Origin of the sequence: Paractinoplanes abujensis, from assembly GCF_014204895.1 — a bacterium.
GTDB classification, from domain to species: Bacteria; Actinomycetota; Actinomycetes; order Mycobacteriales; family Micromonosporaceae; genus Actinoplanes; species Actinoplanes abujensis.
The window spans coordinates 970723-995010 of record NZ_JACHMF010000001.1; the positions used below are offsets into that span (position 1 = coordinate 970723).

At 72.4% G+C, this 24288-nt stretch carries 20 protein-coding genes and 1 pseudogene; 10 read left to right on the forward strand and 11 right to left on the reverse strand.

Annotated features, from left to right (window positions below):
* Positions 1-26: 26 nt before the first annotated feature.
* Both BKA14_RS03870 and BKA14_RS03875 read left to right on the forward strand, forming a co-directional pair.
* Positions 27-659: a GNAT family N-acetyltransferase gene (locus tag BKA14_RS03870; protein WP_184949556.1), complete on the forward strand. Its 633-nt coding sequence runs from the start codon at positions 27-29 to the stop codon at positions 657-659.
* A gap of 54 nt (positions 660-713) precedes the next feature.
* Positions 714-2894 carry an N-acetylmuramoyl-L-alanine amidase gene (locus tag BKA14_RS03875; RefSeq protein ID WP_184949557.1) on the forward strand — a complete coding sequence of 727 codons (2181 nt, stop codon included), beginning with the start codon at positions 714-716 and terminating at the stop codon, positions 2892-2894.
* A gap of 5 nt (positions 2895-2899) precedes the next feature.
* On the opposite strand, the gene BKA14_RS03880 is transcribed toward BKA14_RS03875, so the two are convergent.
* The 8 genes from BKA14_RS03880 to BKA14_RS03915 form a co-directional block, all read right to left on the reverse strand.
* Complete coding sequence (locus BKA14_RS03880; protein ID WP_184949558.1) at positions 2900-4894, reverse strand: response regulator; 1995 nt, start codon at positions 4892-4894, stop codon at positions 2900-2902.
* Positions 4891-5961: a chemotaxis-specific protein-glutamate methyltransferase CheB gene (gene cheB / locus BKA14_RS03885; RefSeq protein WP_184949559.1), complete on the reverse strand. Its 1071-nt coding sequence runs from the start codon at positions 5959-5961 to the stop codon at positions 4891-4893. Before cheB ends, BKA14_RS03880 begins: the two co-directional genes overlap by 4 nt.
* Positions 5961-8153, reverse strand: a complete 2193-nt coding sequence (locus BKA14_RS03890; protein WP_184949560.1) for a hybrid sensor histidine kinase/response regulator — start codon at positions 8151-8153, stop codon at positions 5961-5963. The genes cheB and BKA14_RS03890 overlap by 1 nt, the downstream gene beginning before the upstream one ends.
* Positions 8154-8241: 88 nt before the next feature.
* Complete coding sequence (locus tag BKA14_RS03895; RefSeq protein WP_239092509.1) at positions 8242-9714, reverse strand: methyl-accepting chemotaxis protein; 1473 nt, start codon at positions 9712-9714, stop codon at positions 8242-8244.
* Entirely contained in the window at positions 9711-10265 is a 555-nt protein-coding gene (locus BKA14_RS03900; protein ID WP_184949561.1) for a chemotaxis protein CheW, read from the reverse strand. The genes BKA14_RS03895 and BKA14_RS03900 overlap by 4 nt, the downstream gene beginning before the upstream one ends.
* The gene (locus BKA14_RS03905) at positions 10262-11671 is read right to left on the reverse strand and encodes a CheR family methyltransferase (protein ID WP_184949562.1); all 1410 of its coding nucleotides are present in this window, start codon (positions 11669-11671) and stop codon (positions 10262-10264) included. Before BKA14_RS03905 ends, BKA14_RS03900 begins: the two co-directional genes overlap by 4 nt.
* Positions 11668-12159: a chemotaxis protein CheW gene (locus tag BKA14_RS03910; protein ID WP_184949563.1), complete on the reverse strand. Its 492-nt coding sequence runs from the start codon at positions 12157-12159 to the stop codon at positions 11668-11670. Before BKA14_RS03910 ends, BKA14_RS03905 begins: the two co-directional genes overlap by 4 nt.
* Positions 12160-12238: 79 nt before the next feature.
* Positions 12239-13525 carry an acyltransferase family protein gene (locus BKA14_RS03915; protein WP_184949564.1) on the reverse strand — a complete coding sequence of 429 codons (1287 nt, stop codon included), beginning with the start codon at positions 13523-13525 and terminating at the stop codon, positions 12239-12241.
* A gap of 355 nt (positions 13526-13880) precedes the next feature.
* Between BKA14_RS03915 and BKA14_RS44895 the strand changes: the two genes are divergently transcribed.
* From BKA14_RS44895 to BKA14_RS03930, 3 genes are all read left to right on the forward strand, one after another.
* Positions 13881-14798 carry a CAP domain-containing protein gene (locus tag BKA14_RS44895; protein WP_184949565.1) on the forward strand — a complete coding sequence of 306 codons (918 nt, stop codon included), beginning with the start codon at positions 13881-13883 and terminating at the stop codon, positions 14796-14798.
* A 31-nt stretch (positions 14799-14829) separates the two neighbouring features.
* A complete protein-coding gene (locus BKA14_RS03925) occupies positions 14830-15669 on the forward strand; it encodes a helix-turn-helix domain-containing protein (protein WP_184949566.1) in 840 nt (279 codons plus the stop codon).
* 64 nt (positions 15670-15733) lie between these two features.
* Positions 15734-16315, forward strand: coding sequence for a dihydrofolate reductase family protein (locus BKA14_RS03930; RefSeq protein ID WP_184949567.1), 582 nt, complete (start codon positions 15734-15736; stop codon positions 16313-16315).
* A 2114-nt stretch (positions 16316-18429) separates the two neighbouring features.
* Here BKA14_RS03930 and BKA14_RS03940 read toward each other — a convergent pair.
* Entirely contained in the window at positions 18430-18774 is a 345-nt protein-coding gene (locus BKA14_RS03940; RefSeq protein WP_184949569.1) for a hypothetical protein, read from the reverse strand.
* Positions 18771-19046, reverse strand: coding sequence for a hypothetical protein (locus tag BKA14_RS03945; RefSeq protein WP_184949570.1), 276 nt, complete (start codon positions 19044-19046; stop codon positions 18771-18773). The genes BKA14_RS03940 and BKA14_RS03945 overlap by 4 nt, the downstream gene beginning before the upstream one ends.
* A 166-nt stretch (positions 19047-19212) precedes the next feature.
* On the opposite strand from BKA14_RS03945, the gene BKA14_RS03950 reads away from it, so the two are divergent.
* Entirely contained in the window at positions 19213-19941 is a 729-nt protein-coding gene (locus BKA14_RS03950) for a L,D-transpeptidase family protein (RefSeq protein WP_239092508.1), read from the forward strand.
* A 27-nt stretch (positions 19942-19968) separates the two neighbouring features.
* On the opposite strand, the gene BKA14_RS03955 is transcribed toward BKA14_RS03950, so the two are convergent.
* Positions 19969-20148 carry a hypothetical protein gene (locus tag BKA14_RS03955; RefSeq protein WP_221477217.1) on the reverse strand — a complete coding sequence of 60 codons (180 nt, stop codon included), beginning with the start codon at positions 20146-20148 and terminating at the stop codon, positions 19969-19971.
* A 64-nt stretch (positions 20149-20212) separates the two neighbouring features.
* On the opposite strand from BKA14_RS03955, the gene BKA14_RS03960 reads away from it, so the two are divergent.
* From BKA14_RS03960 to BKA14_RS03975, 4 genes and pseudogenes are all read left to right on the forward strand, one after another.
* On the forward strand, positions 20213-21547 hold the full coding sequence (locus tag BKA14_RS03960; protein ID WP_239092507.1) for an efflux RND transporter periplasmic adaptor subunit: 1335 nt from the start codon (positions 20213-20215) through the stop codon (positions 21545-21547).
* Positions 21544-22212 (forward strand): annotated as a pseudogene (locus BKA14_RS03965) (ABC transporter ATP-binding protein); the annotation flags it as partial. The gene BKA14_RS03960 and the pseudogene BKA14_RS03965, both read left to right, overlap by 4 nt.
* Positions 22213-22214: 2 nt before the next feature.
* Positions 22215-23399: an ABC transporter permease gene (locus tag BKA14_RS03970; protein WP_184949574.1), complete on the forward strand. Its 1185-nt coding sequence runs from the start codon at positions 22215-22217 to the stop codon at positions 23397-23399.
* Positions 23396-24268: an EamA family transporter gene (locus BKA14_RS03975; protein WP_184949575.1), complete on the forward strand. Its 873-nt coding sequence runs from the start codon at positions 23396-23398 to the stop codon at positions 24266-24268. Before BKA14_RS03970 ends, BKA14_RS03975 begins: the two co-directional genes overlap by 4 nt.
* Positions 24269-24288: the final 20 nt, after the last annotated feature.

The following is a 24288-nucleotide window of genomic DNA, read 5'->3' on the forward strand; positions in this document are numbered from 1 at the left end:
GCCGGCCGGGCCGCTATAGAGCAGGGGTGAACGAGTTCTGGCCCCTGTTCGGGCTCCGGCTGGCCTTCCGTGACGTGGTGCTGCGGCCGATGCGCGAGGCCGACCTGCCGCACCTGGCCGCGGTGCTGCCGGACGACGTCGGGCACGACCCGCGGCTGACGTTGTTCGATTCGCAGAGTTTCGCCGAGAACGAGCGCCGGCTGTTCTGCCAGGGCTACTGGAGGTCGCTGGGCACGTGGGATCCGGCGTCCTGGGTGCTGCACTTCGTGGTCGAACGGGGCGGCGAAGCCGTGGGCGTGCAGACGCTGGAGGGCGAGAACTTCCCGGTCCTGCGTACGGTCGATTCGGCGTCGTGGCTGGTGCCCCCGGCCCGCGGTCAAGGCGTGGGCGTGGCCATGCGTACGGCGATGCTGCAGTTCGCGTTCGGCGAGCTGGGCGCGGCCGCCGCGATCACCTCGGCCACGGTCACGAACGCCGCCTCGCTCGGGGTGTCCCGCCGCGTGGGCTACACCGAGAACGGGGTCAGCCACATCGTCGACACCGGCGGCGACGTGGTCGAACTGCAGCATTTCCGGTTGAAAGCCGCCGACTGGCCGGGCGCGGAGGTGGAAGTGACCGGATTCGCTTCCTGCCGCCCCTGGTTCGGGACAGCGGACTGAGCACCTCTTCGATACCCTCACGCGCGGTTCTCGATAGATCAACGGGGGAGCAGCGTGGGACGTCGACTGGTGATAGGGGTGGGCGCCGCCGTGGCGGTGCTCGCGGCGGGCGGCGGGATCGCCGTGCTGAACTGGCCCGGCGAAGCCGTTCCGGCGGCGCTGCCGGCCACGATCGCCGCGGTCCCCGCGGCCCCGGCCGCGGCACCGGCCCCGGCCGCGCAGGCCCAGGCGCCGGCCGTGCGCACCAGCATCAAGGAGATCGGCCTGTCCGCGCCGAGCCTGCCCCAGCGCGCCACCGAACGGTTCAGCATGCTCAGCGTCAGCTGGCAGAACCCGAAGGACAAGCCGGTCGGTACGGTGCAGGTGCGCACCCGCGACGCCGCGTCCGGCGGGTGGAGCGGCTGGCAGTCCCTGGCCGTCGCCGAGGCCGCCGCCGACCAGTCCGGCGAGGTGGCGAAGGTGCGCGGCCGCACCGAGCCGCTGTGGGCCGGGCCCTCCGACGGCGTGGCCGCCCGGCTCGTCGGGGCCGGTGTCAAGCCGCTGCCCGCGGGCCTGCGGCTCAACCTGATCGATCCCGACGCGGCGGTCACCCGGGGCGGAACCGGCGGCGGCGCGGCGATGACGCCCAACCCGTCCCCGCCGCCCAGCCAGGGCCCGGCTCCCGCGCCGGCCACCGGGAGCACGACCGCGCCGCCCCCGACCCCCGAGGCCACCAAAGCCACCCCGACGCCCGCGGCGACGACCAAGCCCGCCCAGCCTGCGCTGGTCAAGCCGGCGGCCATGCCCGCCGTGGTCTCCCGGGCCGGCTGGGGCGCCGACGAGTCGCTGGTCAAGGCGCCCGCGACAGTCGCCCCCGACGGCGTCAAGGTTGTCTTCGTGCACCACAGCGGGTTCAAGGCGGTGCCCTGCGCCCAGTCCGCCTCGCAGATCCGCAGCATCATGGCCAACGACGTCAACGAGGGCTTCGACGACATCGGCTACAACTTCGTGGTCGACTCCTGCGGCACGGTCTTCGAGGGCCGCAAGGGCAGTGTCACCAAGGCCGTCGTGGGCGCGCACGTGGCCGGGTTCAACACCGGCTCGGCGGGCGTCGCGCTGCTCGGCGACTACACCACGATCAAGCCGACCCAGATCGCGCTGACCCGGATCGCCCAGATCGCGGCGGCCCGGCTGGCGGCGTACGGGTCCGACGCCTCGGGAACGGCGGAGCTGGGCGGCAAGACCCTGCCGCGCATGGCCGGGCACCGGGACGCCGACCAGACGGCCTGCCCCGGCAACGCGATGTACCCGTTCATGACCGTCATGCGGGCCCGCGCCCTGATGCCCGACCTGAAGCTCACCGGGCTGACCGGCGGGCCGCTGGTCGGCGCGACCGGCAGCTACTACGTGCGCACCACAGCCCGGCTGTCCTGGTCCGTCGGCGGCGACCCGGCCGGCATCGCCCGCTTCGACATCCTGCGCAACAACCAGGTCGTCAAGACGATCACCGGCGGCACCGAGCGCGCCACCGACATCGACGTCCCGGCCGGGGCGAACACCTTCGCGGTCCGCGTCGTGCACACCACCGGCGCCGCCGACGTCACCCCGTCGATCAAGGTGGTCGGTGACCGCACCGCGCCGATCGTGGCGGCCGGCCCGACGGTCACGTTGCGTACGGGCACCTCCTCGGCCACGTCCGTGCCGGCCACGGTGACGTTCAGGACCACCGACAACGTCAAGGTGTTCAGCCAGCGGGCCACCGCGCCGGCCGTGGTGCCGCTGGGTGCGGCCTCGACGGTCTGGTATCCCACGGTCAAGCCGGGCGCCGCGCTGCAGTACACGGTGGAGGCGCGTGACTGGGCCGGCAACGTCGGCAGCAAGAGCGTTTCCCGTACGGTGACCCAGCTGCCCGAGACCGCGGCCAAGAAGACCGGTGCGTGGTCGGCCCGGGTCGCGTCGAGCTACCTGGGCGGCCGGGCACTGGCCGCGTCGGCCCGGAACGCCAAGCTGGCGTACACGTTCACCGGCACGTCGGCCGCGCTGACCTTCACCCGCACCCCGGCCACCGGCGTCGCGTCCGTCTACGTCGACGGGGTGAAGGTGGCCACGGTCGACACCAGGGCGGCCAAGACGACGCACCGCCAGACGCTTTGGGTGCGCTCGCTGACCAGGAAGGCCCACACCGTCTCGGTCGTCGTGGCCGGCACGAGCGGCCGCCCCACGGTCATCTCGGACGGCCTCACGTACGTCCGCTGATCGCGTCAGCCGGACCGGCGGGCCTGAGCTCGCCGGTCCGGCACCGCGGCCGGTCCCGCCGCCGGGGGCAGCGTGAACCAGAACGTCGCGCCCCGGCCGTCCTCACCCTCGGCCCAGATCTCCCCGCCGTGCCGCTCGACGGCCCGGTGCACGGTGGTCAGCCCGATCCCGGTGCCGGGGAAGTCCTCGGCACTGTGCAGCCGGGCGAACGGGCGGAACAGTTCGCCCGCCTTGCCGGCCGGGAACCCGGCGCCGTTGTCCCGCACGAAGAAGGCGTCCCCGGCCCGGCCCACCGCGATGACCGGCGCCGTGACCTTGCGGGTGAACTTGACCGCGTTGTTGATCAGGTTTTCCAGGATCACCCGGACCAGGCCCTCGTCGGCGTCCGCGCGCATCCTCTCGTGCACGGTGAACGACACCTTGTGCTCGGGGTCGCGCGCCTCCACCTCGCCGATCACCGACCAGGTGGTGGCGGTCATGTCGAACTCGGCCCGGCGCAGGTCGCCCCGGCTGGCCCGGGCCAGGATCAGCAGCGACTCGACCAGGTCGGCCATCCGGTGCGCGGCCGCCTGGATGCGGCTCAGCCGGCGCCGCGCCTCGGCCCCCAGCGGCTCGTCCTCGTCGTCCAGCATGTGCTCGGCGAAGCTGCTGATCACCTGCAGCGGCCCGCGCAGGTCGTGCGACACCGAGCCGGAGAACGCCTCCAGCTCCCGGTTGCGCCATTCCAGCTCCTCGACCAGGGCGGCCCGGGTCTCGGCGAGCTGCCGGGCCGAGCGTTCCTCGGCCGCGTCCAGTTCGCGGCGCATCAGTTCCTCGCGGATGCGGCGGCTCTCGTCGTGCGACTGCTTGCGCCGGATCTGCGTACGGACGTGCGCGTGCAACGCCTCCGCGGCCGAGTCGGCCCGTACGTAGTCGTCGGCCCCGGAACCCAGGCAGGCCAGCATGTCGTCGTCGGACGCGCCGGTCATCACGATCGGTGTCTCCCCGATCCGCGGCACCTCCTTGATCCGCCGGCAGGCCTCGCGGCCCAGCTCGCCGCGTGGCCCCAGTCCGAGCACGATGCAGTCGACCGGCTGCTCACCCAGCAGGTCGAGCGCGTCGTCGGTGTCGGTCACCTGGATCACGTCGTAGCCCTCGCCCTGCAGCGCCGCCGCCAGGCCGGCCAGCCGCTCCCGGTCCGGGGTCAGCGCCAGCACCTTGCTCGGCCCGTGCAGACTGCCGGTGACCTCGATGGGCAGCTGCTCCGAGCTCTGCCGCAGCACCGCGTTGAGCTTGGCCGGCACGACCGCCAGGTTCTGCTGCTTACGCAGGAACGCGTCGGCCCCCGCGTCGAGCATCTGCAGCTCGGTGGCGTAGTCGTCGGCCGCGGTCATCAGGATGCACGGGGTGTCGCGCAGGGCCGGGTCGAGGCGGATCCGGCGGATCACCGTGGCCCCGTCGATGCCCGGCATCACACCGTCCACGATGACCGCCTGCGGGCGCCGGTCCGCCGCCATCCGCAGGCCCTCCTCGCCGCTGGGGGCCAGCAGCACGGCGTATCCCTCACTCTCCAGCAGCTCGCGCAACTGCTCGCGGAACGTCAGGCTGTCGTCCACGATCAGCACCTGGGTCCGGTCGCCGGTGCGGTCCGGGCCGTCGCCGAGCAGCTGCCGCACCCGGGCCACGACGTAGCCCGCGTCGTACGGCTTGCCCACGTATTCGTCGGCCCCGGTGCGCAGCCCGGCCAGCCGGTCGGCCACCTCGTCCACGCTGCTCAGCAGGATCGTCACCACGCCGGCCCGGTCGGGCTGCCCGCGCAGCTCGGTGAGCAGCTCGAGGCCGTCGGCGTCGGGCAGCAGCACGTCGAGCACGGCCACGTCGAAGTCGCCGGTGGCGAAGGCCGTGCGCGCCTCGGCGCCGGTCGCGCACAAAATCGTGCCGAACCCGTCCGCCTCGAACGCCTCGTGCAGGTCCATCCGGACGGTCAAGCTGTCGTCGACGATCAGCACACTGTGGGTCATCGCGGGCTCCCCGCGGGTTTCAGCTCGGTGAGCCGGGCCGCGATCCGGGCCGGGGGCAGCACGTACGCGGCCGCGCCGAGCAGGGCCGCCTCGCGCGGCATGCCGTAGACGACGCAGCTGGCCTCGTCCTGGGCGAACGTGACCGCGCCGCGGCCCCGCATCATCAGCAGCCCCTCGGCGCCGTCGCGGCCCATGCCGGTGAGCAGGCAGCCGGCCGCGGACGGGCCGTACTCGGCGGCCACCGACTCGAACAGCACGTCCACCGACGGGCGGCACGAGTGCCGGGGCGGGGCGTCGCTGAGCCGCACCATGCCCTCGCGCACCAGCAGATGCCGGTCCGGCGGGGCCAGCACGACCCGGCCGCCCAGGGCGGCCAGCGGGGTACGGTCCCGGGCGTAGCTGACGTCGCGTCCCGTCTGCCCGGCCAGCCAGTCGGAGAACGCCACCGCGAACGGCTCGCTGGCCGCGATGTGCTGCACGCACAGGATCGGCGGGCGGAAGCCGACCGGCAGCGCGCGCAGCAGGTCGGTCAGCGCGCCCGGCCCGCCCGTCGAGGCGCCCAGCGCCACGGCGTGCAGCGATTCCTGCGGCAGCGGCACCACCGGGGCCGGGGACGCCGGCATCGGGGCGGCCGATTTCCCCCGGCCGTCGAGCCGGGCCCGCGGGTGCGTGATCACCCGGATGCGCGAGACGAGCCGGACGGCCGCGCACAGCCGCCGCCCCCAGTCCTCGTCGGAGGCGTCGCCGCGCGGCTTCTCCAGCACGTCCACCGCCCCCGCGGCCAGCGCGTTGTAGGTGCTGAAGAGCTCGCGCCGGTCGGCCGACGAGACGACCAGGATCGGCGTCGGATGCTCGGCCATGATGTGCTCGGTGGCGACCAGCCCGCTCATCGTGGGCAGCATCATGTCCATCGTCACCACGTCGGGGCGCAGCCGGGCCACCATGGCGACCGCGTCCGTGCCGTCGGTCGCCTCACCCACGACCTGCAGCTCCGGGTCGGCGGCGAGCGATTCGCGCAGGTGGTTCCGCATGGTCGCGGAGTCCTCCACCAACAGAACACGGATCATCAGAGGATCAGCCTCCGGATGTGCGCCAGCAGTTCCTCCTGGTTGAACTCGCCCTTGATCACGTACGCGGCCGCACCCACCTCGGCCCCCCTGCGTTTGTCCTCCGCGCTGGCCCGCGAGCTGACCAGGATCGCGGGCACGTGAGCCAGCTGCGGGTCGGCCTTCGCACGGGCCACGAACGTGAAGCCGTCGATGCCGGGCATGTCGATGTCGGACAGGTACAGCCCGTAGTCGCGGCTGCGGGCCCGTTCCAGCCCCTCCTCGCCCGACGCGGCCAGGTCGACCTCGTAGCCGGCCGACTCGAGGATGCTGCGTTCCAGCATCCGCGTGGTCAGCGAGTCGTCGACGACCAGGATCGGCATCTTCGGGCGGGTGCTGGCGGCCTGGTCGCCGCGGGCGGCCGCGCTCTCCTGCCGGGCCTCGGCGACCAGCCCGTGCGCGTCCAGCACGAGCCGCGGGTTGCCGTCCAGGTCGATCGAGACGCTGGCGATCACCGGGGCGGCCGGGGCCAGGTCGGGCAGCGGGCGGGCCACCAGCGTGGTGATGCCGGCCAGCCGGTCGACGCCGATCGCCACGGTGTCCCGGTCGGCCGCGAGCACCACGGCCACCCCGGAGCCCGGTCCGGCCCCGTCCTCAGCGGGCACCGCGTGCAGCGCCCCGGCCAGCGGCAGGAACGGCAGCACCTCACCCTCGTGCGCGAGCCGGGCGGTGGCGGTGGCGGCGATCATCTCGTCGGCGGCCAGGCGCACACACCGGCGCACCGCGTCCAGCGGCATCGTCGCGGTCGTGCCGCCGGCCTCGACGATCAGCCCGTTCATGCTCAGCAGAGTCAGCGGCACGACCAGCCGTACGGTGGCGCCCTGCCCGGGCCGGTTGTCGATGGAGACCTCACCGCCCAGCTGCGCCGCGACGTCGCGGGCCACGTCCATGCCGATGCCGCGGCCGGCCACCTCGGTGACGCCGGGCGCGGTGCTGATGCCGCCGTGCAGCACCAGGTCGATCAGCGCCTGCGGCCCGGCGTCGGCCCCCGGCCGCAGCAGGCCGCGTTCCTCGGCGGTGCGGCGCAGCGCGGCCAGGTCGAAGCCGCGCCCGTCGTCGCTGCAGCGGAACTCGGCGTACCGGCCGCGCCGCTCGACGTGCACGCCGACCGTGCCCTCGGCCGGTTTGCCCGCGGCCAGGCGCTGGTCCTCGGCCTCGATGCCGTGCACCACCGCGTTCCGTACGACGTGCAGGAACGCGCCGCTGATCAGGTTGAGCAGGTTGGGGCCCATCCGGACGTCGGCCCCCGTGGCGTGGAAGTTGACCCGCTTGCCCTCGGCGTCGGCGGCGTCGCGGACCGCCCGGCGCAGCGCCGTGAAGATCGAACCGGCCGGCACCAGGCGCAGCCCCTCGGCCCGGCCGCGCACCTCGTCGAGCTCGCGTTCGACCTGGTCGACGGCGTCGGTGAGGCGCCGGCCGAGCGCGCCCAGCTCACCCGCGAGCCGGCGGACCGCCGTACGGGCGGCGGCGTCGGTGACCGTCGTGCGGCCCACCCGCATGCGGTCGCCCAGGTGCTCGACGGTGCGGTGCAGCTTGGCCAGCGTGCGGCCGCCGTCGCGCAGCGGCGCGATCCGCGAACTGGCCTCACCGATCGCGTCCAGCAGCTCGTCCAGGTCGGCTGTGGCGGCCCGCTCGGGTGCCCGGCCCGAGGCTGCCTCGGCCCCCCGGGCCAGCTCGGCGGCGGCGTTCGCCTGGTCCACCTCGGCCTGGTTGGTGGGTTCGTTGAGGGGCACGGTGCGGATCGGCTCGGGCGGCGCCGGTGCGACGGCCGTCGGTGTGGGCGGCCCGAGATCGACCGGTGGTGCGGCCCCGGGCAACGGCACGGGAGCAGTCGGCGACGGCCCCGACAGTGCGTCCACGAACCCCGCGATCTCGTCGTTGAGGCGCAGCAGTTCGCGCATCTCGTCGGCCGGGAGCGCGGGCGGGCTCTCGTCGCGGTGCGGGACCAGCACCTCCTCGAACTCGTGGGCCCGGTCCGCGATGTCTTGCTGCTTGACCACGCGGGCCGCGCCCTTGAGGGTGTGCGCGAACCGCAGCAGCCGGGCCACCTGGTCGGTGCCCGGCTGCTGATCCAGGTCGAGCACCCCCGCGCTGATCTGGTCGATCAGCTCGCGGGCCTCGATCCGGAAGTAGCGCAGCGGATCGCTGGTCATGACCGACTGCACCGAGCGGCACTCAGCGGGACCGCCTGACGGCCTGGCAGGCGCGGGCCAGGAGGGCATGACGAGACAATGCTGTCCATCAGTGGCGTCCGGTTCCGACCAGGTCCAGCAGCTCGCCGGAGAGGGTGCTGAGGTGGGCCGCCGTCTGCTTGGTCTGCACCGCGCTGGCCTCGGTCTCGCGGGTGACCCGGGCGGTGTCCGAGGCGGCCACGTTTACCTGCTCGACCGCGGTGGTCTGCTGCTTGGTCGACAGTTCGATCTCGCGGGTGGCGTCGCTGGTGGTGGCGACCAGGCCCGCGATCTTGCGGAAGGAGCTGGTGGCGTCGTCGAACTGCCGGGAGCCCGCGTCCACCGCCTTGGCCCCGATCTCGGTGGCCATCACCGTCGTGTTGACGGCCCCGCGCACGTCCTCGATGAGCGCGCGGATCTCCTTGGCCGAGCCCGCCGTACGGTCGGCCAGCTTGCGGATCTCCTCGGCGACCACGGCGAACCGGCGGCCCCACTCGCCGGCCCCGCTGGCCTCGATGGTGGCGTTGATGGCCAGGATGTTGGTCTGCTCGGCCAGCTCCGACACCAGCTCGACGACCCCGCCGATCTGCTGCGACTTCTCGCCCAGGGCCAGCATGTGCTGCACGATCTGGTCGACCTGGGTGCGGATGGCCGTGATCGAGGCCCGGGTCTGGTCGATGGTGGCGTCGCCGGTGCGGGCCGCCTCCGCCGTGTCCTCGGCGATCTTGGACACGCGCTGGGCGCTGTCGGCGATCTGCCGCGACGTGATGAGCAGCTCGCTGATCGTCGTGGTGATCTCGTTCATCGCGCTGGCCTGGTCGCGGCCGCCGGACGCCTGCTGGGCCGCGGCCGCCTCGAGCTGGGCCGACGAGCTCTGGATGTGCCCGACCGCGGCGCCCACCTCACGCTTGAGGTCGCGGCTGAGCTTCCAGGCCACCAGGGCGGCCGCCGCGATCAGCACGGCCCCGATCCCGACGATGAACCACATCGCTTCGCCGGCCCGCCTCGTCGACGCGTCCCGGCGGCTGTCCACCACAGCCGCCTGCCGGGTGATCAGCTCGGCGATTGCCTTCTGCACGGCGATCCGCGCCGCTTTGACCTGCTCGTTGCCGGCGAGCTGGTCGATGTTCTCCAGGGTGGCCATCCGGGAGCGCTGCTCGATCACCGGGGCCAGGATCGCGGCGTGCTTGGCCTCGGCCTCCGAGACCACTTCGAGCAGCTCCTTCGAGGTGGGGTCGGTCATCGTCGTGCGCAGCAGCGACACCTGGTCGAGGAACCGGTTGCGGTCGGCGTTCGTGCCGTTGAGATATTCGCCGCTGCGGGTGAGCAGATAGCCGCGGTAGTCGGCGATCCGTGACTCCATGGCCGCGCTGAGCGCCTCGGCCCCGACCAGGTTGACCCGGGCTGACGAGATCACGGTGTCCTTGGTGCTCAGCACATAGCGCAGCGCCAGCACGGAGGTCGCCGTCATCAGCAGGGTCAGGGCCAGGGTCAGGCCGAAACCGGCGGCCAGCTTGTTGCCGAAAGTGCGTCCGGCCATCATGCGGCGTTCTCCTCGTCTGCGGCCGGGGCGTGCCCGGCCAATGCGTGCACCAGGGCCCGGGTGGCCGGGATGTCGATGATCGGGCGGCTGCCGCCGGGCAGGTCGACGAGCCCGCGCAGGCTGCCCCGGCGCGCGCCGCGGGCCTCGGCGCCCGACTCGCGGATGATGTCGGCGGTGGCCGCCCGCACGTGCCCGTCCAGGGAGTGGAAGGCCAGGCCGAGCTGCGGCGTGCCGGCCGCGAGGACGAGCCAGCGCGGCACGTTCGCGACCGGATGACCGAGCAGCGCGGCCAGGTCGTAGACGGGCACCACCGCCCCGGCGAACCCGGCCAGGCCGAGCAGGGCGGGCTGTGGTCCGGGCAGCGGGGTGACCGGGCGGTCCGGGTGCACGCCCGAGGTCTGCGAGAGCCGGATCGCGTACGGGCGGCCACCGGCCCGGATCGTGAGCAGCTCCAGGTGTTCCTCGTCGTGGCTGCGCGCGGGCTCGGCGAAGGACTGGTCGAAGTCCTCCCGCAGCTGGTGCAGCCGCCGGCTGACGCTTCCCGCGCTCACGGGCGGACCGCGCAGGCGTCGAGCTCGGAGCGGCACAGCACGGTGAGGGCGATCCGCCCGAAGCCGCCGCCGAACAGGGTGATCCGCCGGTCGTCCTCCTGCGCGAGCAGGTCCAGCGCGCGTTCCAGCTCGCCCGCCGCGGTGCGGTCGTCGCCCTGGCGCCGGGCGAGCTGGCCCAGCCGCATCCGGGGCAGGGCGAAACCCGGATCCAGGTACGCCGCCAGCCGGTACTGCCCGATCGCCTCGGCCACCGCCGAACCGTCCTCCAGGCACAGCCCGAGCAGCTGATGCGCGTCCGGGTTGAGACCGTTGTCGTCACTGAGCTTGCGGGCCAGCGCGACCGCCTCGTCCAGCCGCCCGGTGTGGGCCAGCAGCACACCGTGCAGCAGCCGGTCGCGGGGCTCCAGCGGGCCCGGCCCGGATGCGGTGAGCAGTTCCAGCGCGTCGGTGAACCGTTCCTGCCGCAGCAGATCCAGCGCGCGGGGATAGACGTCCTCCGGCACGACCGGCTCGGGCCGGACCGCGTACGAGGGAACCGGTGGGGAACTGGCCGCCGGCGCCGGCGCGATCCGCTGCAGCGGGGTGGGGCCCCCGTGCCGGCGGTAGTAGAACGAGTGGTGGCTGTGCCGCAGCTCGAGCCCCGCGGGGTTGCTGCCCAGCGAGTCGGTGTGGCCCAGAAACAGGAACCCGCCCGGCACCAGGGCCCGGGTCATCCGCTCGACCAGCGCCGACACGACATCAGGGGTGAGATACATCAGCAAGTTGCGGCAGAAGACGACGTCGTACTGCTCGGGGCGCCACAAGTCGTCGTCGGGCGCGGCCACGTTGGTGCGCTGGAACCGGACCAGCCGCCGGATCTCGTCGACCACCCAGTAGCCGCTGTCGGCCTGCCGGAACCAGCGGCGGCGCACCGTGTCCGGGGTCTCCCGCAGCGACCACGTCGAATACCAAGCCTTCTCGGCCTTGCGGAGCACCTGCGGGTTGGCGTCGACGCCGGTCACGCTGATCAGCCAGTCCGGATCGGGCCGGGCCTGCCGGGCCGCGATGGCCAGCGAGTACGCCTCCTCGCCGGAGGAACAGGCGACCGACAGCATCCGCAGCGTGCGCTGGGCCGAGCGGGCCGCGATCCGCTCCGGCAGGGCGTCCTCGCGCAGCGCGGCGAACTGCTCGCCGTGCCGGAAGAAGTAGGTCTCGGTGATGCTGAGCCGCTCGACCAGCTCGGTGACCTCGGCCTCCCACGGCCGCGCGTCCAGCCGGGTCAGGTAGTCCTCGACGTGCATGCCGTGCTGGGCGGCCCGGTCGCGCAGCAGGTCCTCCAGCTGCCGGGCGTCGTTGTCGGCGAACGTCCAGCCCAGCCGCTTGGCCAGCAGCTCCCGGAAACGGCCGGGCCGGCCGGGCCGGCTCACGACGGCACGCCCGCGGCGGCGGCTGCTTCCCAGACCTCGTCCGGCACGGCCCGCATGCTCTGCAACAGCAGCAGCGGCTCGGTGCCCATCGTGCCCACCCCGGCCACCAGCCGCGTGTTGCCACCGCCGAGCAGCGCCGGGTGACCGCCGGTGGGCTCCGCCTCGACCGCACGGATGCCGAGCACCTCGCCGGTGGCCAGCGCCACCGCACCGCGCTCGGTGCGCACGGCCAGGTAACGCTCGGCCTCCGCGGTGCCGCCGCCGAGCAGACGCGACACGTCGATCACGGGGGTGGGGACGCCGCGCAGCACGGTGATCCCGCGGACGAAGGCAGGCGTGCCGGCCAGGGCGCGCGTCTCCAGCGGCCGCATCGTCTCGATGACCTCGTCGAGGCGGAGCGCGCAGAGCAGCGGGCCGGCCCGGAAGACGAGCGAGACGACCCCGGCGCCCTCGTCGGAGTGCGCGGGCGCTTGTCCGTACTGCCGCATTCGCTCAGGTTAGCGAGAGTTCATCCCGGATAGCCGAGATTCCTTCACAACGGCCGCCACCCCTCGTCCAGCGGGTCGGCTACCCCTCGTCCAGCGGGTCGGCGCGGCGGCCCGCCACCGGCAGACCCGGGTCGTGTGCGGTGCCGCGATTCCACTGCGGCGTGGGGGGCTCTTCTTCCCCGTACGGCGTGGGGGCCGCTTGTGCCGGCGCTTGTTCCGGCTGCGGCGGCCAGTTCCTGGGCGTACGGGTCATCGCGGCCGCGGCGCTGGAACGGTGACCGGCCGACGGGGCCGGAAACGCCGGCTCGGGCTCCTTCGGGGGCTCGGCCCGCGGGACCGCCGTCGACGGCCACAGCCGCGGCCGCCGCTTCGCGCCCAGATCCTCGGCCCAGCCGAACACCAGCATCGCCGCCAGCGTCAGCGCGAACGCCGCGACCAGGTCGGTCGCCGCCCCCAGCCGGTCACCCAGATCGTCCAGGGCGAGCACGGTCAGCACCGGCCACACGGCGGCGATGGCGATGTTGTGCCACAGATAGATGGTCACGGCCCGCGCGTTGACCAGCGTGACCGCCCGGTCCAGCGGCTTGACCCGTTCCAGCCAGCCCATCGGCGGCTGCCAGCGCAGCACGATCAGCACGAACGCGAGCGACCACAACGCCTGCGACTCCGAGATGTCGTTGAGGTCGAAGCTGCCCTCGTCCCGCGCCCACCACAGCGCACCCGCGGCCATGACGAGCGCGACCGGGTAGGCCAGCCACGGCTTGAGCCGGGCCAAACGGCCGTCGTGGTGCGCGAAGCCGGCGACCCAGCAGGCCCCGTACGTGACGAAGTCCCACAGCGCGGCGTCGGCCGTCCCGGGCAGCTCGAACCCGGTCAGATCGAGCCCGGCCATGATCACCAGCGGCGCCGCGACGGCGGCCCACCCGACCCGGCGCCACAGCGCGAACAGCACAGGGGAGAGCAGCACGAACCAGACGTACGCCCGGATGTACCAGAGCGGCTCCCACGCGTCGATCGCCTGGTCGCTGCCGGGCGGGTCGGCGATCGGCAGCAGCCAGAACAGCAACCCCGGCAAGCTGAACGGGTGCTCGCCGTCGCTCTCGCGGGCCCACCCGGCGACCAGCATGACCGGCACGACGACCAGGCCCAGCAGCCACAGCGGGGGGAGCAGGCGCCGGAGCCGGGACGTGACGACCGTGCTCGCGGCCCGCTTCTCCAGCGAGGCGGCGGTCAACGAGCCGGCCAGCGCGAACATGACGCCCATGGCGGGCAGCACGATCGAGAGCCACGGCCATCCGAACAGGTGGTAGACGATCACCCGGACGATCGCGGCGGCACGGAGAAGATCCAGGTAGCGATTGCGCACCGCGACGAGGTTGCCAGTCCGGGCCCCCGCCTCGGGACCACCGGGCGGACACCGAAGACAGCACACCGGACTTACCCCGTACGAATGAACTGTCCGGTTTGTCTGTGCGGCTGTGCGACGTGTGTGCTGCGGAGTTGCCTGGTCGTACGCGGTTTCGCAGCGACGGCGGCCGCTGGGTGCCGATAACGGGCGTACGCCGGGAAGTGACCTTGGCCGGACTGTGACGTTGACCCCCGACGTAGGCGGCCCGGAACGGCCGGGCGCCACAGGCAGCGATGGGATTTACGGGGTTATGCGGAAACCACTCGTGGTGGTCTGTGCGGCGGCTTCGGCGCTCTTGCTCGCGGGTGGCGTCGTGGCGACGTCAGCCGGCGCCGACGAGCGGCCGGACGCCGGATGGAGCAATTTCTGGTGGCCGGACCTGTTCGGGTCGGACTCGTCGTCGCACGACACGGCGGGCGACGACTCGTGGGAGGACCCGTTCACCGACCGCGGCGTCCACGAGCGGCCGTCCCTCGACGACGGCGACGCCGAGCCGGATCAAGACGAGGCTCCCGTACGGCGGCACGGCGCCGCCCCCGCGGATCCGGATTCGAACTCCGCGGCCCAGGAACCGGACTCGGCGGCCTTACGTCCCGCTCAGCCCGGATTCGCGGCTCAGCAGCGCCCCCGCGTGTCGGCCCAGCGCCAGGCGCCCGCGGCCCAGCAGCAAGCTGCCACAGCGCAGCACCGGGCTCCCGCGGCCCAGCACCAGGCTCCCGCGGCCCAGCGTCACGCTCCCGCGGCCCAGCGCCGGGCGCACACGGCTCAGCGGCCCGCCGCCGACGTGATGGCGGGCGCGCGCCGGGCAGTCACCTCCCGGGACGTCTCGGCCAGCCCCGCCGCCCCCGTGCAGCAGCGCGTCCTCACGTTGATCAACCACAATCGCCGCCGCAGCGGCTGCGGCACCCTGACCCTGGACCGCCGCCTGATCGAAGCGGCCAACGACCACGCCGCCGACATGGCCCGCCGCCGCTACTTCGCCCACGAATCCCCCAACGGCGACAGCGCCGGCGACCGGGTGGCCGACACGGGTTACCGCTGGAAGCGTTACGGCGAGAACATCGCCCGCGGCGCCGACAGCGCCTGGGAAGTGGTGAACGGCTGGATGCGCAGCCCCTCCCACCGCCGCAACATCCTCGACTGCCGCCTGCACCAGATGGGCATCGGCCTGGCCATCGCCCGCGACGACACCCCGTACTGGGTGCAGGACTTCGCCACCCCCGACGCCTGACCACCGGGCCGGTATCGGCGATGCTGTGCGCATGGAGTACGTGTCCCGACCGGCGCGGCCGCCGCTGGACGGGCTGATCGATGACCTCTACTACCTGGAAGGTGCGCCCCCGTACGCCCGGCTGAGCCTGCCCCCCGCGCCGTCGGCGCTGCTCATCGTCAACCTGGGGGAACCGTTCCGCATCCGCGGCGGCACCGGCCGGGAAACGACCGAGTACGCCGACGGCTGCGTGGTCACCACGCCCACCCGGGCCTGGGAGTTCAGCTACCCGCCCCGGACCCGGTCGGTGGGCGTGCACTTCAAGCCGTGGGGGCCGGCGCCGTTCCTGCCCATGCCCGCGGCCGAACTGTGCGACCGGCCGGTGACGCTGGAGCAGGTCTGGGGCCGGCCCGCCGTGGCCGGACTGCGGGACCGGCTGGCCGCGGCGGCCCGGCCGCACGAGCAGCTGACGGTGCTCGAACAGGAACTGATGCGGCGGCTGCGCGGTACGGCAGGCCTGGGGCTGGTCCGCCACGCGAGCGGCGTCATCGCCACGACCGGCGGGACGGTGGCGATCGGCGACCTGACCGCGGCCGCGGGAGTCAGCCCCACCCACCTGGCCCGCCGGTTCAAGGACCTCATCGGGGTCACGCCCAAACGGCTGGCCCGCACCCAGCGTTTCGCCGCCACCCTGCTCGCCATCGACTTCACCGCTTCCATCGACTGGGCCGACATCGCCGGGGGTGCGGGCTACTTCGACCAGGCCCATTTCGGCCACGAGTTCCGAGCCTTCACCGGGCTCACACCCACCTCGTACGCGGAAATCCGCCGGCGTTTCCAGCGCGAACACCCCGGCCACGCGATCGAAGGCTGGTCCCTGCCCGCCGATTGATTTTCTACAAGAACGACAGCCGGCCGCACGCTACCTTGGGGGCCCCGAACCGGAGGAGAACCCCGTGGGCAAGGTGGTCATGTACAGCTCAGTGTCGCTGGACGGCTTCATCGCCGACGACCATGACCGGCCCGGCCCGCTGTTCGACTGGCTGACCAGCGGTGACGTCCCCCTGGACGACAGCGGTGTGCTGAAGGTGTCCCAGGCGTCGTACGACTACACCCGGTCCTACTGGAACTCGATCGGGGTGACGATCACCGGACGCCGCGTCTTCGACATGACAGACGGCTGGGACGGCAAACCCCCCAGCGGAATCGACCACGTCGTCGTCGTCACACACCGGGGCCGGCCCTCCGGCTGGCACCCCGAGGCCCCGTTCCACTTCGTCGGCGGCATCACGGAAGCCGTGGCCAAGGCACAGTCCCTGGCCGGCGATCGAACCGTGGAGGTCGCAGCCGGCGACGTCGGAGCTCAAATATTCGCGGCAGGCCTGGTCAACGAGGTACGCATGGACGTCGTACCCGTGATATTCGGCTCCGGCAAGCGCTATTTCGGCTCCGTCAACACCCACCGGCTGTTATCAGATCCCTCCGTGGTCCAAGGAACCCGAGTACTGCACCTGAGCTACCAGGTACATGGTTCATAGCAGATCAGTGTGGTCCCGTCGGCGGCTGGTAACGGCGACCTCTTGCGGCCGTTCTCCGGTCGCCGGAGCAGTTCATGGTTCAAAGTCTCGAAGCTCAGCCACAGAATGATGAGTTTCAACCAGCCGAAGCCTGAAAACGGCATCAAGTAGTCACCGCAACCACCCACCAGCCGCAACCAAAGTAATTCATCAGCCCCTCGAGCGCTCACAATCCACCACGAGCAACCGCCGAGACCCACCGAGCGCACGCCAGCCACCACGGGCGATCCAGCGCTGTCCGCCCCGCCTGTAGAAGACAGCCCACCATGCCCTTCTCGCCGCCCGTTTCGTACTGAGCCGGCAAAGTCCGGCGCTCCAAAGCCGTGCCGCCCCGCTACGCCGAACAGGAAGCCGTCACACGCCCCGCCACCGCCCCCCCGGCCACATGCGCTTTGATGCCCGGCCGCGCACACCCGAGGCTTGAACCGTGATCGAGGTGCGGAGGGCCCGATTCGCTGCCGGGTCGATTGATCCGCTGGGGTCGTCGAGTCGACTGAGCCGCTGGGATCCGCAGGGTCGATTGGTCCGCCGGGTTCGGCGGCTCGACTGGCCGCGGGCTTCGGCTGGGTCGGTTCGTCCTCGAGCTTCGGCTGGGTCCGCTGGTCCTCCGGGGCCGGTTGGGTCGCCTGGTCTGCCGGGGTCGGTTGGTGTGCGGGGGGCGGTTGGGTCGCCTGGTCCGCCGGGGTCGGTTGGTGTGCGGGGGTCGGTTGGGTCGCCTGGTCCGCCGGGGTCGGCTGGCTCGGCTTGGGCCGCCGCGAGGTTGCCGTCGCGAGCTTCGCCGGTGTCTTGCGAGCCGAGGGCCGCTTCGATGCCGCGTAGACATCGGGCCATGCCGGCCGCTCCGCCCGAATGCGGGCGAGCTTGTCGGCGTGCCGCCGTCGCAAACCCCAATCGCGGCGACGTTTGTGCTCACGCCGGAATTTGTCCTTGCTCGGCGAATAGTTACGCGCCGCCGTCCGGTCCCGCATCGCAGCAGTTTCCGACCGGCTGAACAAAGACAACTGGCGCTCCATGCGTATATTTTTCCGCATCGAGAAGGCCAACTGTAAGCATTCGATCATGCCAATAAAAGAGGCATTCATTGGCAGCAGGGAAACGACACATCAGTAAGCCGAAGGCGAACCGGAATCGACATGATTGAGCGGCGTCAACAAGCTTGGTCGAGTGAGGCAGGCACCGGAGCACGCCACGTGGGTCAACCGGATCCCGTGGGCGCCCGAAGCAGTCGGCGTGCGGCTGGCCGGGTCAGGTGGGGCGGTCCGAATGGGTGGTGTGGGGCGGGCCGATCCCGCGGGGCGCCTGAAGCGTCTGGCCTGCGGCTGGCCGGGTCGGGTGGGGCGGTCCGAGTGGGTGGCGGAGGTCGGCCGGATTTTGGGTGCGCCTGAAGCGTCTGGCGTGCGGCTGGCCGGGTCAGGTGGGGCCGGTTCGAGTGGGTGGCGGGGGCCGGCCGGATTTTGTGGGCGCCCGAAGCATCTGGCGTGCAGCTGGCCAGGTCGGATGGGGCGGTCCGGAGCACGCGGCGGGGCCCGCCGGATTTTGGGGCGCCCGAAGCGGCTGGCTAGGGCAGGCAGTCCGGTGGAGGCGGTGTGGGAGTGGACGCGGTAGGCGGGTCCCAGGGGTGCGGGAGGCGATCGGGGTTGGCCGCGGCAGGTGGGATCTCCTAGGAGAGGCCCGGGTGGGCGGCGTCGGCTGGCCTGGGCGAGCCGTCCGGTGGGAGCGCGCGGGGCGGGCGGGCAGGTGGATAGTGGGGCGTCCGGAGCAGGCGGCGTGGAGCTGCACGCGCAGGTAAATTCGGGCAGCCGGCGTGGGGCCGGCCAGGGCGGGCGGATCCGGGGGCGGTCCGATGGCGGCAGCGCAGGGCAGGTGGATTGTGGGATTGCCCGGAACAAGCGGCGCGAGGGCCGGCGGCACATGCATAGGGGTGGGCGATGCGGGCCTGATCGGGAAGGCGTCCGGGGCGGCGCCGGGCCGCCGGGGCAGTAAACCCTGCAGGCGATGTGGGGCAGGTGAACCCTGAGGGTGCCCGGAGCGGGCGGCACCGACCAGGGGCGTCCGGTGAGTTCAGAGGTGCCGGGTCAGGCGACGTGGCGGGCCGGGCGGAGCAGCGTCAAGGCGCGTAGTGCTTCGGCCCGGGAGATGGGCTGGTCGTCGTCGGCCTGGACGGCCAGCGCCATTTCGATCGCCTGGCGGATCCAGGCGGTCTTGGGCACCGACGCGGCCTGAGCGGCTGACGCCACGGCCTGGTCGAGTTCGATCGGCAGGCGCAGGGAGCGCACCACCATTACCGATGACCCGGCGGCGGGCAGGGAGTCGAGCAGGGCCTGTTCGTCCTGCGGGGCGGGGGGCGGCGCGAACGTGAGCCCCTCCATGAAGGCGGCGAGCTCGTCGGGTGTCTGCGGGGTCGCGTCGTCGTGACTCATCGGGTCTCCTCCCACCTGCTGAACTCGGCCAGTTCCGCTGCTGTCATGTCGCGCGCACCGATGATTTTCCACGTGTGACCGGCGGTGTGGTAGACCGCCACGATCAGTGGCCGGCCCACCGCCGTGCGGCTCCAGACAGTCAGAACGGGCACTCCGGTGTCGCTGATCGCCTGTCGTGGCCATCGCCGGCGGGCTTCCAGCGCTTGCCGCACTTCCCGGGGTTCGATGCCGAGCAGGGCGGCCAGCGCCCACTCTTCCCATTCGTACGGCACCCGCCCAGCGTACTACGCGCGTAATACAGCACAAAAAGCCTCAACCCGCCTCGCCGGGCGTCGATGTGGCCTACCGGTTTCGCGCCACGCTCCCTCCGCGGGAGTTGTGCGTCGCTTCGCTGTGCTTCTATGTGCGGACAAGTTTCTGGGGAGGAACACAGTGAATGTGAGACGGGTTGGCGCCCGCCTCACCGGGGTCGTTCTGGCGGCCCTGGTCGGCGGCGGTTTGGGCGCCGTGGCGTTGTCACCGGCGGGTGCCGGTGCGGCAGTGACCACGACGGTCAGCAAGGCCGCCGCCGCGGGGTGTGCGACCGGTAAATATCAGAAGCAGGTCGAGTGGTGGCTGCACAAGCTCGGCGGTTTCGGCAAGACGACGGTCGACGGTAAGCAGTCTCCTGCCGACTGCGCGGCCATCAAGAAGTTCCAGCAGCGCTACGGCATTCAGCCCGCGCAGGGTCTGGCCGGCCCCACCACGTACGACGTGGCCGCCCGGCTCGGCCGCACCAAGGTCGAGGCCTGCAAGGCGAAGAAGTCAGGCGTCACGTTCTGCGTCAACCTGACCGAGCAGACCGCCTGGATCATGAAGAACGGCAAGCGTTACACGAACCCGACGGTCGTCCGCACGGGCATGAAGGGCTACCGCACGCCGGCCGGCACCTTCAAGATCAACAAGCGGACGAAGAAGGAATGGTCCGACCCGTACGAGGTGTGGCTGCCCTACTGGCAGCGCTTCAAGGGCGGGATGGGCTTCCACCAGACCACCACCTACATCCACGACAAGTGGCGCGGTTCGCACGGCTGCGTGAACCTGCTCAAGCAGGACGCCCAGACGTACTACAGCACCGGCAAGATCGGCATGACGGTCAAGGTCATCGGGCGTCGTCCGGGCACGTAAGAACGTACGAACACCAGCGGGCCGCCCCTAGAAGGCGGCCCGCTTCTGTACGTGGGTGGTCAGCACTTCGTGCCGCGGGATCAACCGCTCCCCACCACCCGCGGTGATCAGCCGCAGGCCCTCGCGGCCCAGCGTGTAGCGCACGTCCAGAAACCGGCTGACCGTGTCGTCGTGATGCACCACGGTCAACTCGTCGGCTAAGAGCATGTGCGGTATTACGGATCCGGCCGCCCGGACGGTTCACCCCGCGGGTCGGCATAGAGTGGCGTGCGTGTCTGCCAAACCCCCGCGCTCCCTGGTCCTCGCCGCGGCCGGCCTGTTCCTGATCTCGTCGACCGCCGCCTCCTGCGACGACGAGCAGACCGACGTGCGTCTCGGCGCGGCCGCCCGGGGCACGGTGGCCGAGATCGTGGAGGCGCCCGGCTCGGTGACCGCCCGGGCCGCGGCCACGGTCAGCGCGCCCGCCGCCGGCACCCTGGACGACCTGCGCGTCGAGTCGGGGCAGCGGGTCGGCCGGGGGCAGGTTCTGGCCGTGATCGACGCCCCCGACCTGGAGGCGCGGCGCCGCTCCGCCGAACGCGCGCTCGAACAGGCCGAGAACAGCGGCGGCGGCTCGATCGGCGGCACGTCGGGCTTCACCGCCGTACGAAAGAAAACCGACAAACAGGCCGCGGACGCCTTCCAGGACGCCCGGGAGGCCGCCGGTAAGATCACCGACCCGGCGCTGCGTGAGGTGCTGCTCAAGCAGGTCGACGCGGCCCGCCAGCAGTACGAGGCCGCCTCGGAGGCCGCCGGGTCCGCCCTGCGCTCGGTGCAGCGGGGCGTGGCGTCGCTCGGCGAGGCGGTCAGTTCGCTGTCGGCCGCACAACGGCTGCAGGCCCAGCAGGCGTACGAGCTGGCCGACGCCGCGGTGGAAGCGCTCACGCTGCGCGCGCCGGTGGCCGGGGTGGTGCAGCTGGGGGGCACGTCCAGCGCGAGCACCCCGGCGCTGAGCGACCTGCTGGCTCAGGGTCCGCTGGCGGCCGCCGGGCCCACTTCCACGCTGCCCGGGGTCGACGAGGCGGTGCCGCGCGGGGGTTACGTGGCGGCCGGCACCCCGATCCTGACCGTGGTCGACGTGAGCAAGCTCGGCCTCACTGCCGAGGTCGACGAGACCGACGTGCTGCTGGTCAAGGCCGGGGTCAAGGCGACCGTCGAGCTCGACGCGGCCACGGGCGCGAGCTATCCGGCCACCGTACGGGCCATTGACCTGCTGCCGACGACGTCGAGCCGGGGCGGGGTGTCGTACAAGGTGCGGCTGGATCTGGCCGGCGGGAAGGACGCCGACGGCAAACCGGCCCCCACGCCGCGGCCGGGAATGAGTGCCGTCGTGCGGCTGCAGGTGCGCGAGGCCGACGACGCGGTCACCGTGCCCGCCTCGGCGATCATCAACGTCGACGGCAAGGACACGGTCTGGGCCGTACGGGGTGGCAGCTACCAGCGGGTGCCGGTGACGCTCGGGGTGCAGGGCGAAGACGTCGTACAGGTCACGAACGGGCTGACCGCGGGGGAGCGGATCGCGGTCGCGGGCGCCGACGAGATCCGCCCCGGCGACAAGGCGTCATGACCGCGCCCGCCATCGTCGCCACCGGGATCAGCCGCACGTACGAGCTCGACGGCGTCTCGGTGCCCGCGCTGCGCGGGGTGTCGCTGACCATCGAGCCGGCCGACTACGTGGCCATCGTCGGCACCTCCGGCTCGGGCAAGTCGACCCTGATGCACCTGCTGGGCGGGCTCGACCGGCCCTCCGGCGGCACGCTGCTGATCGGCGGCCGCGACGTGTCGACGCTCAACCCGGCCGAGATGGCCAAGCTGCGCAACGAGACCATCGGCTTCGTCTTCCAGTCCTTCCACCTGCTTTCCCGTACGACGGCCCGCGACAACGTCGCCCTCCCGCTCGTCTACCGCGGGGCCGGGCGGCGCGAACGACGGGAACGCGCGACGGCCATGCTCGAACGCGTCGGCCTCGCGCATCGCCTCGACCACCGGCCCAACCAGATGTCCGGCGGCGAGCAGCAGCGCGTAGCGATCGCCCGGGCCCTGGTCACCGACCCGTCGGTGCTGCTGGCCGACGAGCCCACCGGCAACCTGGACTCCGCGACCGGCCAGTCGGTGCTGGCGCTGCTCGAATCGCTCAACGACGACGGGGTCGCCGTCGTGCTGGTCACCCATGACCGCGAGGTCGCGGCCCGTGCGCAACGGCAGATCGTGATGAAAGACGGCGTGATCGTCCAGTGAGACTTGCGGAGGCCTGGCGCGTCGCCCTCGACGCCCTGCGCGCCAACCGGCTGCGCAGCATGCTGACCATGCTCGGCATCATCATCGGGGTCGCCGCCGTGGTGGCCCTGGTCGGCATCGGCACCGGCACCAAACAGCAGATCGAGCAGCAGGTCGAAGGGCTCGGCTCCAACCTGCTGCTGGTCGTGCCGGGCCGGCTCGAAGCGGGCTCGGCGCCGGCGGCGTCGACGATGAACATGGACGACGCCGACGCGGTGGCGCGAGTCGTGGGTGACCGGGACCGGGTCGCCGTCACGATCGCGTCGGGTGAGACGGTGCGCGCCGGTTCCCGGTCGGCGTTCGCCAGCATGCAAGGAGTGCTCGAGACGACGCCGACGGTCTTCGTGCGCCGACTCGACCGGGGCACCTACCTGACCCGTACGGACGTGAGCACCGGCCGCCGCGTCGCGGTGCTCGGCGCGGGCACGGCGGCCACGCTGTTCGGCGACCGCGACCCGATCGGCCGGCAGGTCACGATCGGCGGCGTCCGGTTCCGGGTGATCGGCACGTTCGAGCGGCTCGGGCAGAGCCTCGGCGTCGACCGCGACAGCGAAGTGCACGTCCCCGTCGCCGCCGCGCAACGCCTGCTCGGCACCGACCGCATCGACGGCCTGGCCATCCGCGCGCCCGACCGGGACCGCATCGACGAACTCTCCACGGCAGTCGTCCGGACCCTGACCGAACGCCACCCGGACACCGACTTCAGCGCCGTCACCCAGGAACAGATCCTCGGCGTGCTCGGCGACATCCTGGGCGTGCTGACCGGGGTGCTGGCCGCGATCGCCGGCATCAGCCTGCTCGTCGGCGGGGTCGGCGTCTCGAACATCATGCTCGTCTCGGTGCGCGAACGAACCAAGGAGATCGGTCTGCGCAAGGCGGTCGGTGCGCGTCCGCGCGACATCGGGGTGCAGTTCCTGCTCGAAGCCGTCCTGCTGACCACCATCGGCGGGGTGCTCGGCATGGCCCTCGGCGTCACCGCGGCGCTGCTGGTCGACCGTTTCTCACCGGTGCCCGCCGCGATCACCTGGTGGTCGCTGGCCCTGGCGTTCGGGGTCTCCGCCGTCGTCGGCATCGTGTTCGGGGTCGTGCCCGCCCAGCGCGCCGGCAAGCTCGACCCCGTCGTCGCGTTGCGCACCGAATGAGGACGCCGCCCGCACCCCTGCTGGTGCTCACCGCCATCGCCTCCGTGCAGGTCGGCAGCTCGATCGCGCGCGGCTTGTTCGACGATTTGAGCGCGGGCGGTGTCACGTTCCTGCGCCTGGCCTTCGCCGCGCTGATCCTGGCCGCCGTGACCCGCCCGGCCGTACGGGGGTGGAGCGCAGCCGCCTGGCGCGCGGCGGCCCTGCTCGGGGTGGCGATGGCCGGAATGAACCTGATCTTCTACCTGTCCCTGCGGACCGTGCCGCTGGGCATGGCCGTGACCGTCGAATTCCTCGGCCCGCTGCTGCTGGCCCTCGTGCAGACCCGCCGCCTGGCCGACCTGCTCTGGGCCGGGCTGGCCGCCGCCGGGGTGCTGCTGCTCGGCCTGGACAGCGGCGGGACGGCCCCGCTGAGCGGGTTGCTGCTGGCGTTCCTGGCCGGGCTGTTCTGGGCCGCCTACATCGTGCTGAGCGCCCGCCTGGGCGCGCTCGTCCCCGGCACCGGCGGGCTGGCCGTCTCGCTGGCCGTGGGCGCGGTGCTCGTGCTGCCCTTCGGCACGGCCGGGGTCACCGGCGTGATCGCCCACCCCGGGCTGCTCGTCGGTGTGGTCGCGGTGGCCGTGTTGTCGTCGGTTCTCTCGTACGGGCTCGAAATGCACGCCCTGCGCCACATCCCCACCCGTGTCTTCGGCATCCTGATGAGCCTGGAACCGGCCGCCGCCGCGCTGGCCGGGCTGCTCATCCTGAACCAGCGGCTGGGCCCGGTCGAGATCGTCGCCCTCGTGCTGGTCACCCTGGCCAGCGCGGGCGTGACCCTGGCCCGCCGGGAACCCCGCGCTCAGGTCTCACCGCAGGCCGCCGAACGTTTGTGAGAAGAGGGAGGGTGGTCGCA

Bases quoted from the DNA above. Each gene is read 5' to 3' on its own strand.
- BKA14_RS03890 (WP_184949560.1), bottom strand. From the start codon at position 8,153: ATGACCAGCGATCCGCTGCGCTACTTCCGGATCGAGGCCCGCGAGCTG.
- BKA14_RS03925 (WP_184949566.1), top strand. From the start codon at position 14,830: ATGGAGTACGTGTCCCGACCGGCGCGGCCGCCGCTGGACGGGCTGATC.
- BKA14_RS03955 (WP_221477217.1), bottom strand. From the start codon at position 20,148: ATGCTCTTAGCCGACGAGTTGACCGTGGTGCATCACGACGACACGGTC.
- BKA14_RS03940 (WP_184949569.1), bottom strand. From the start codon at position 18,774: ATGAGTCACGACGACGCGACCCCGCAGACACCCGACGAGCTCGCCGCC.
- cheB (WP_184949559.1), bottom strand. From the start codon at position 5,961: ATGATCCGTGTTCTGTTGGTGGAGGACTCCGCGACCATGCGGAACCAC.
- BKA14_RS03910 (WP_184949563.1), bottom strand. From the start codon at position 12,159: ATGCGGCAGTACGGACAAGCGCCCGCGCACTCCGACGAGGGCGCCGGG.
- BKA14_RS03975 (WP_184949575.1), top strand. From the start codon at position 23,396: ATGAGGACGCCGCCCGCACCCCTGCTGGTGCTCACCGCCATCGCCTCC.
- BKA14_RS03895 (WP_239092509.1), bottom strand. From the start codon at position 9,714: ATGATGGCCGGACGCACTTTCGGCAACAAGCTGGCCGCCGGTTTCGGC.
- BKA14_RS03880 (WP_184949558.1), bottom strand. From the start codon at position 4,894: ATGACCCACAGTGTGCTGATCGTCGACGACAGCTTGACCGTCCGGATG.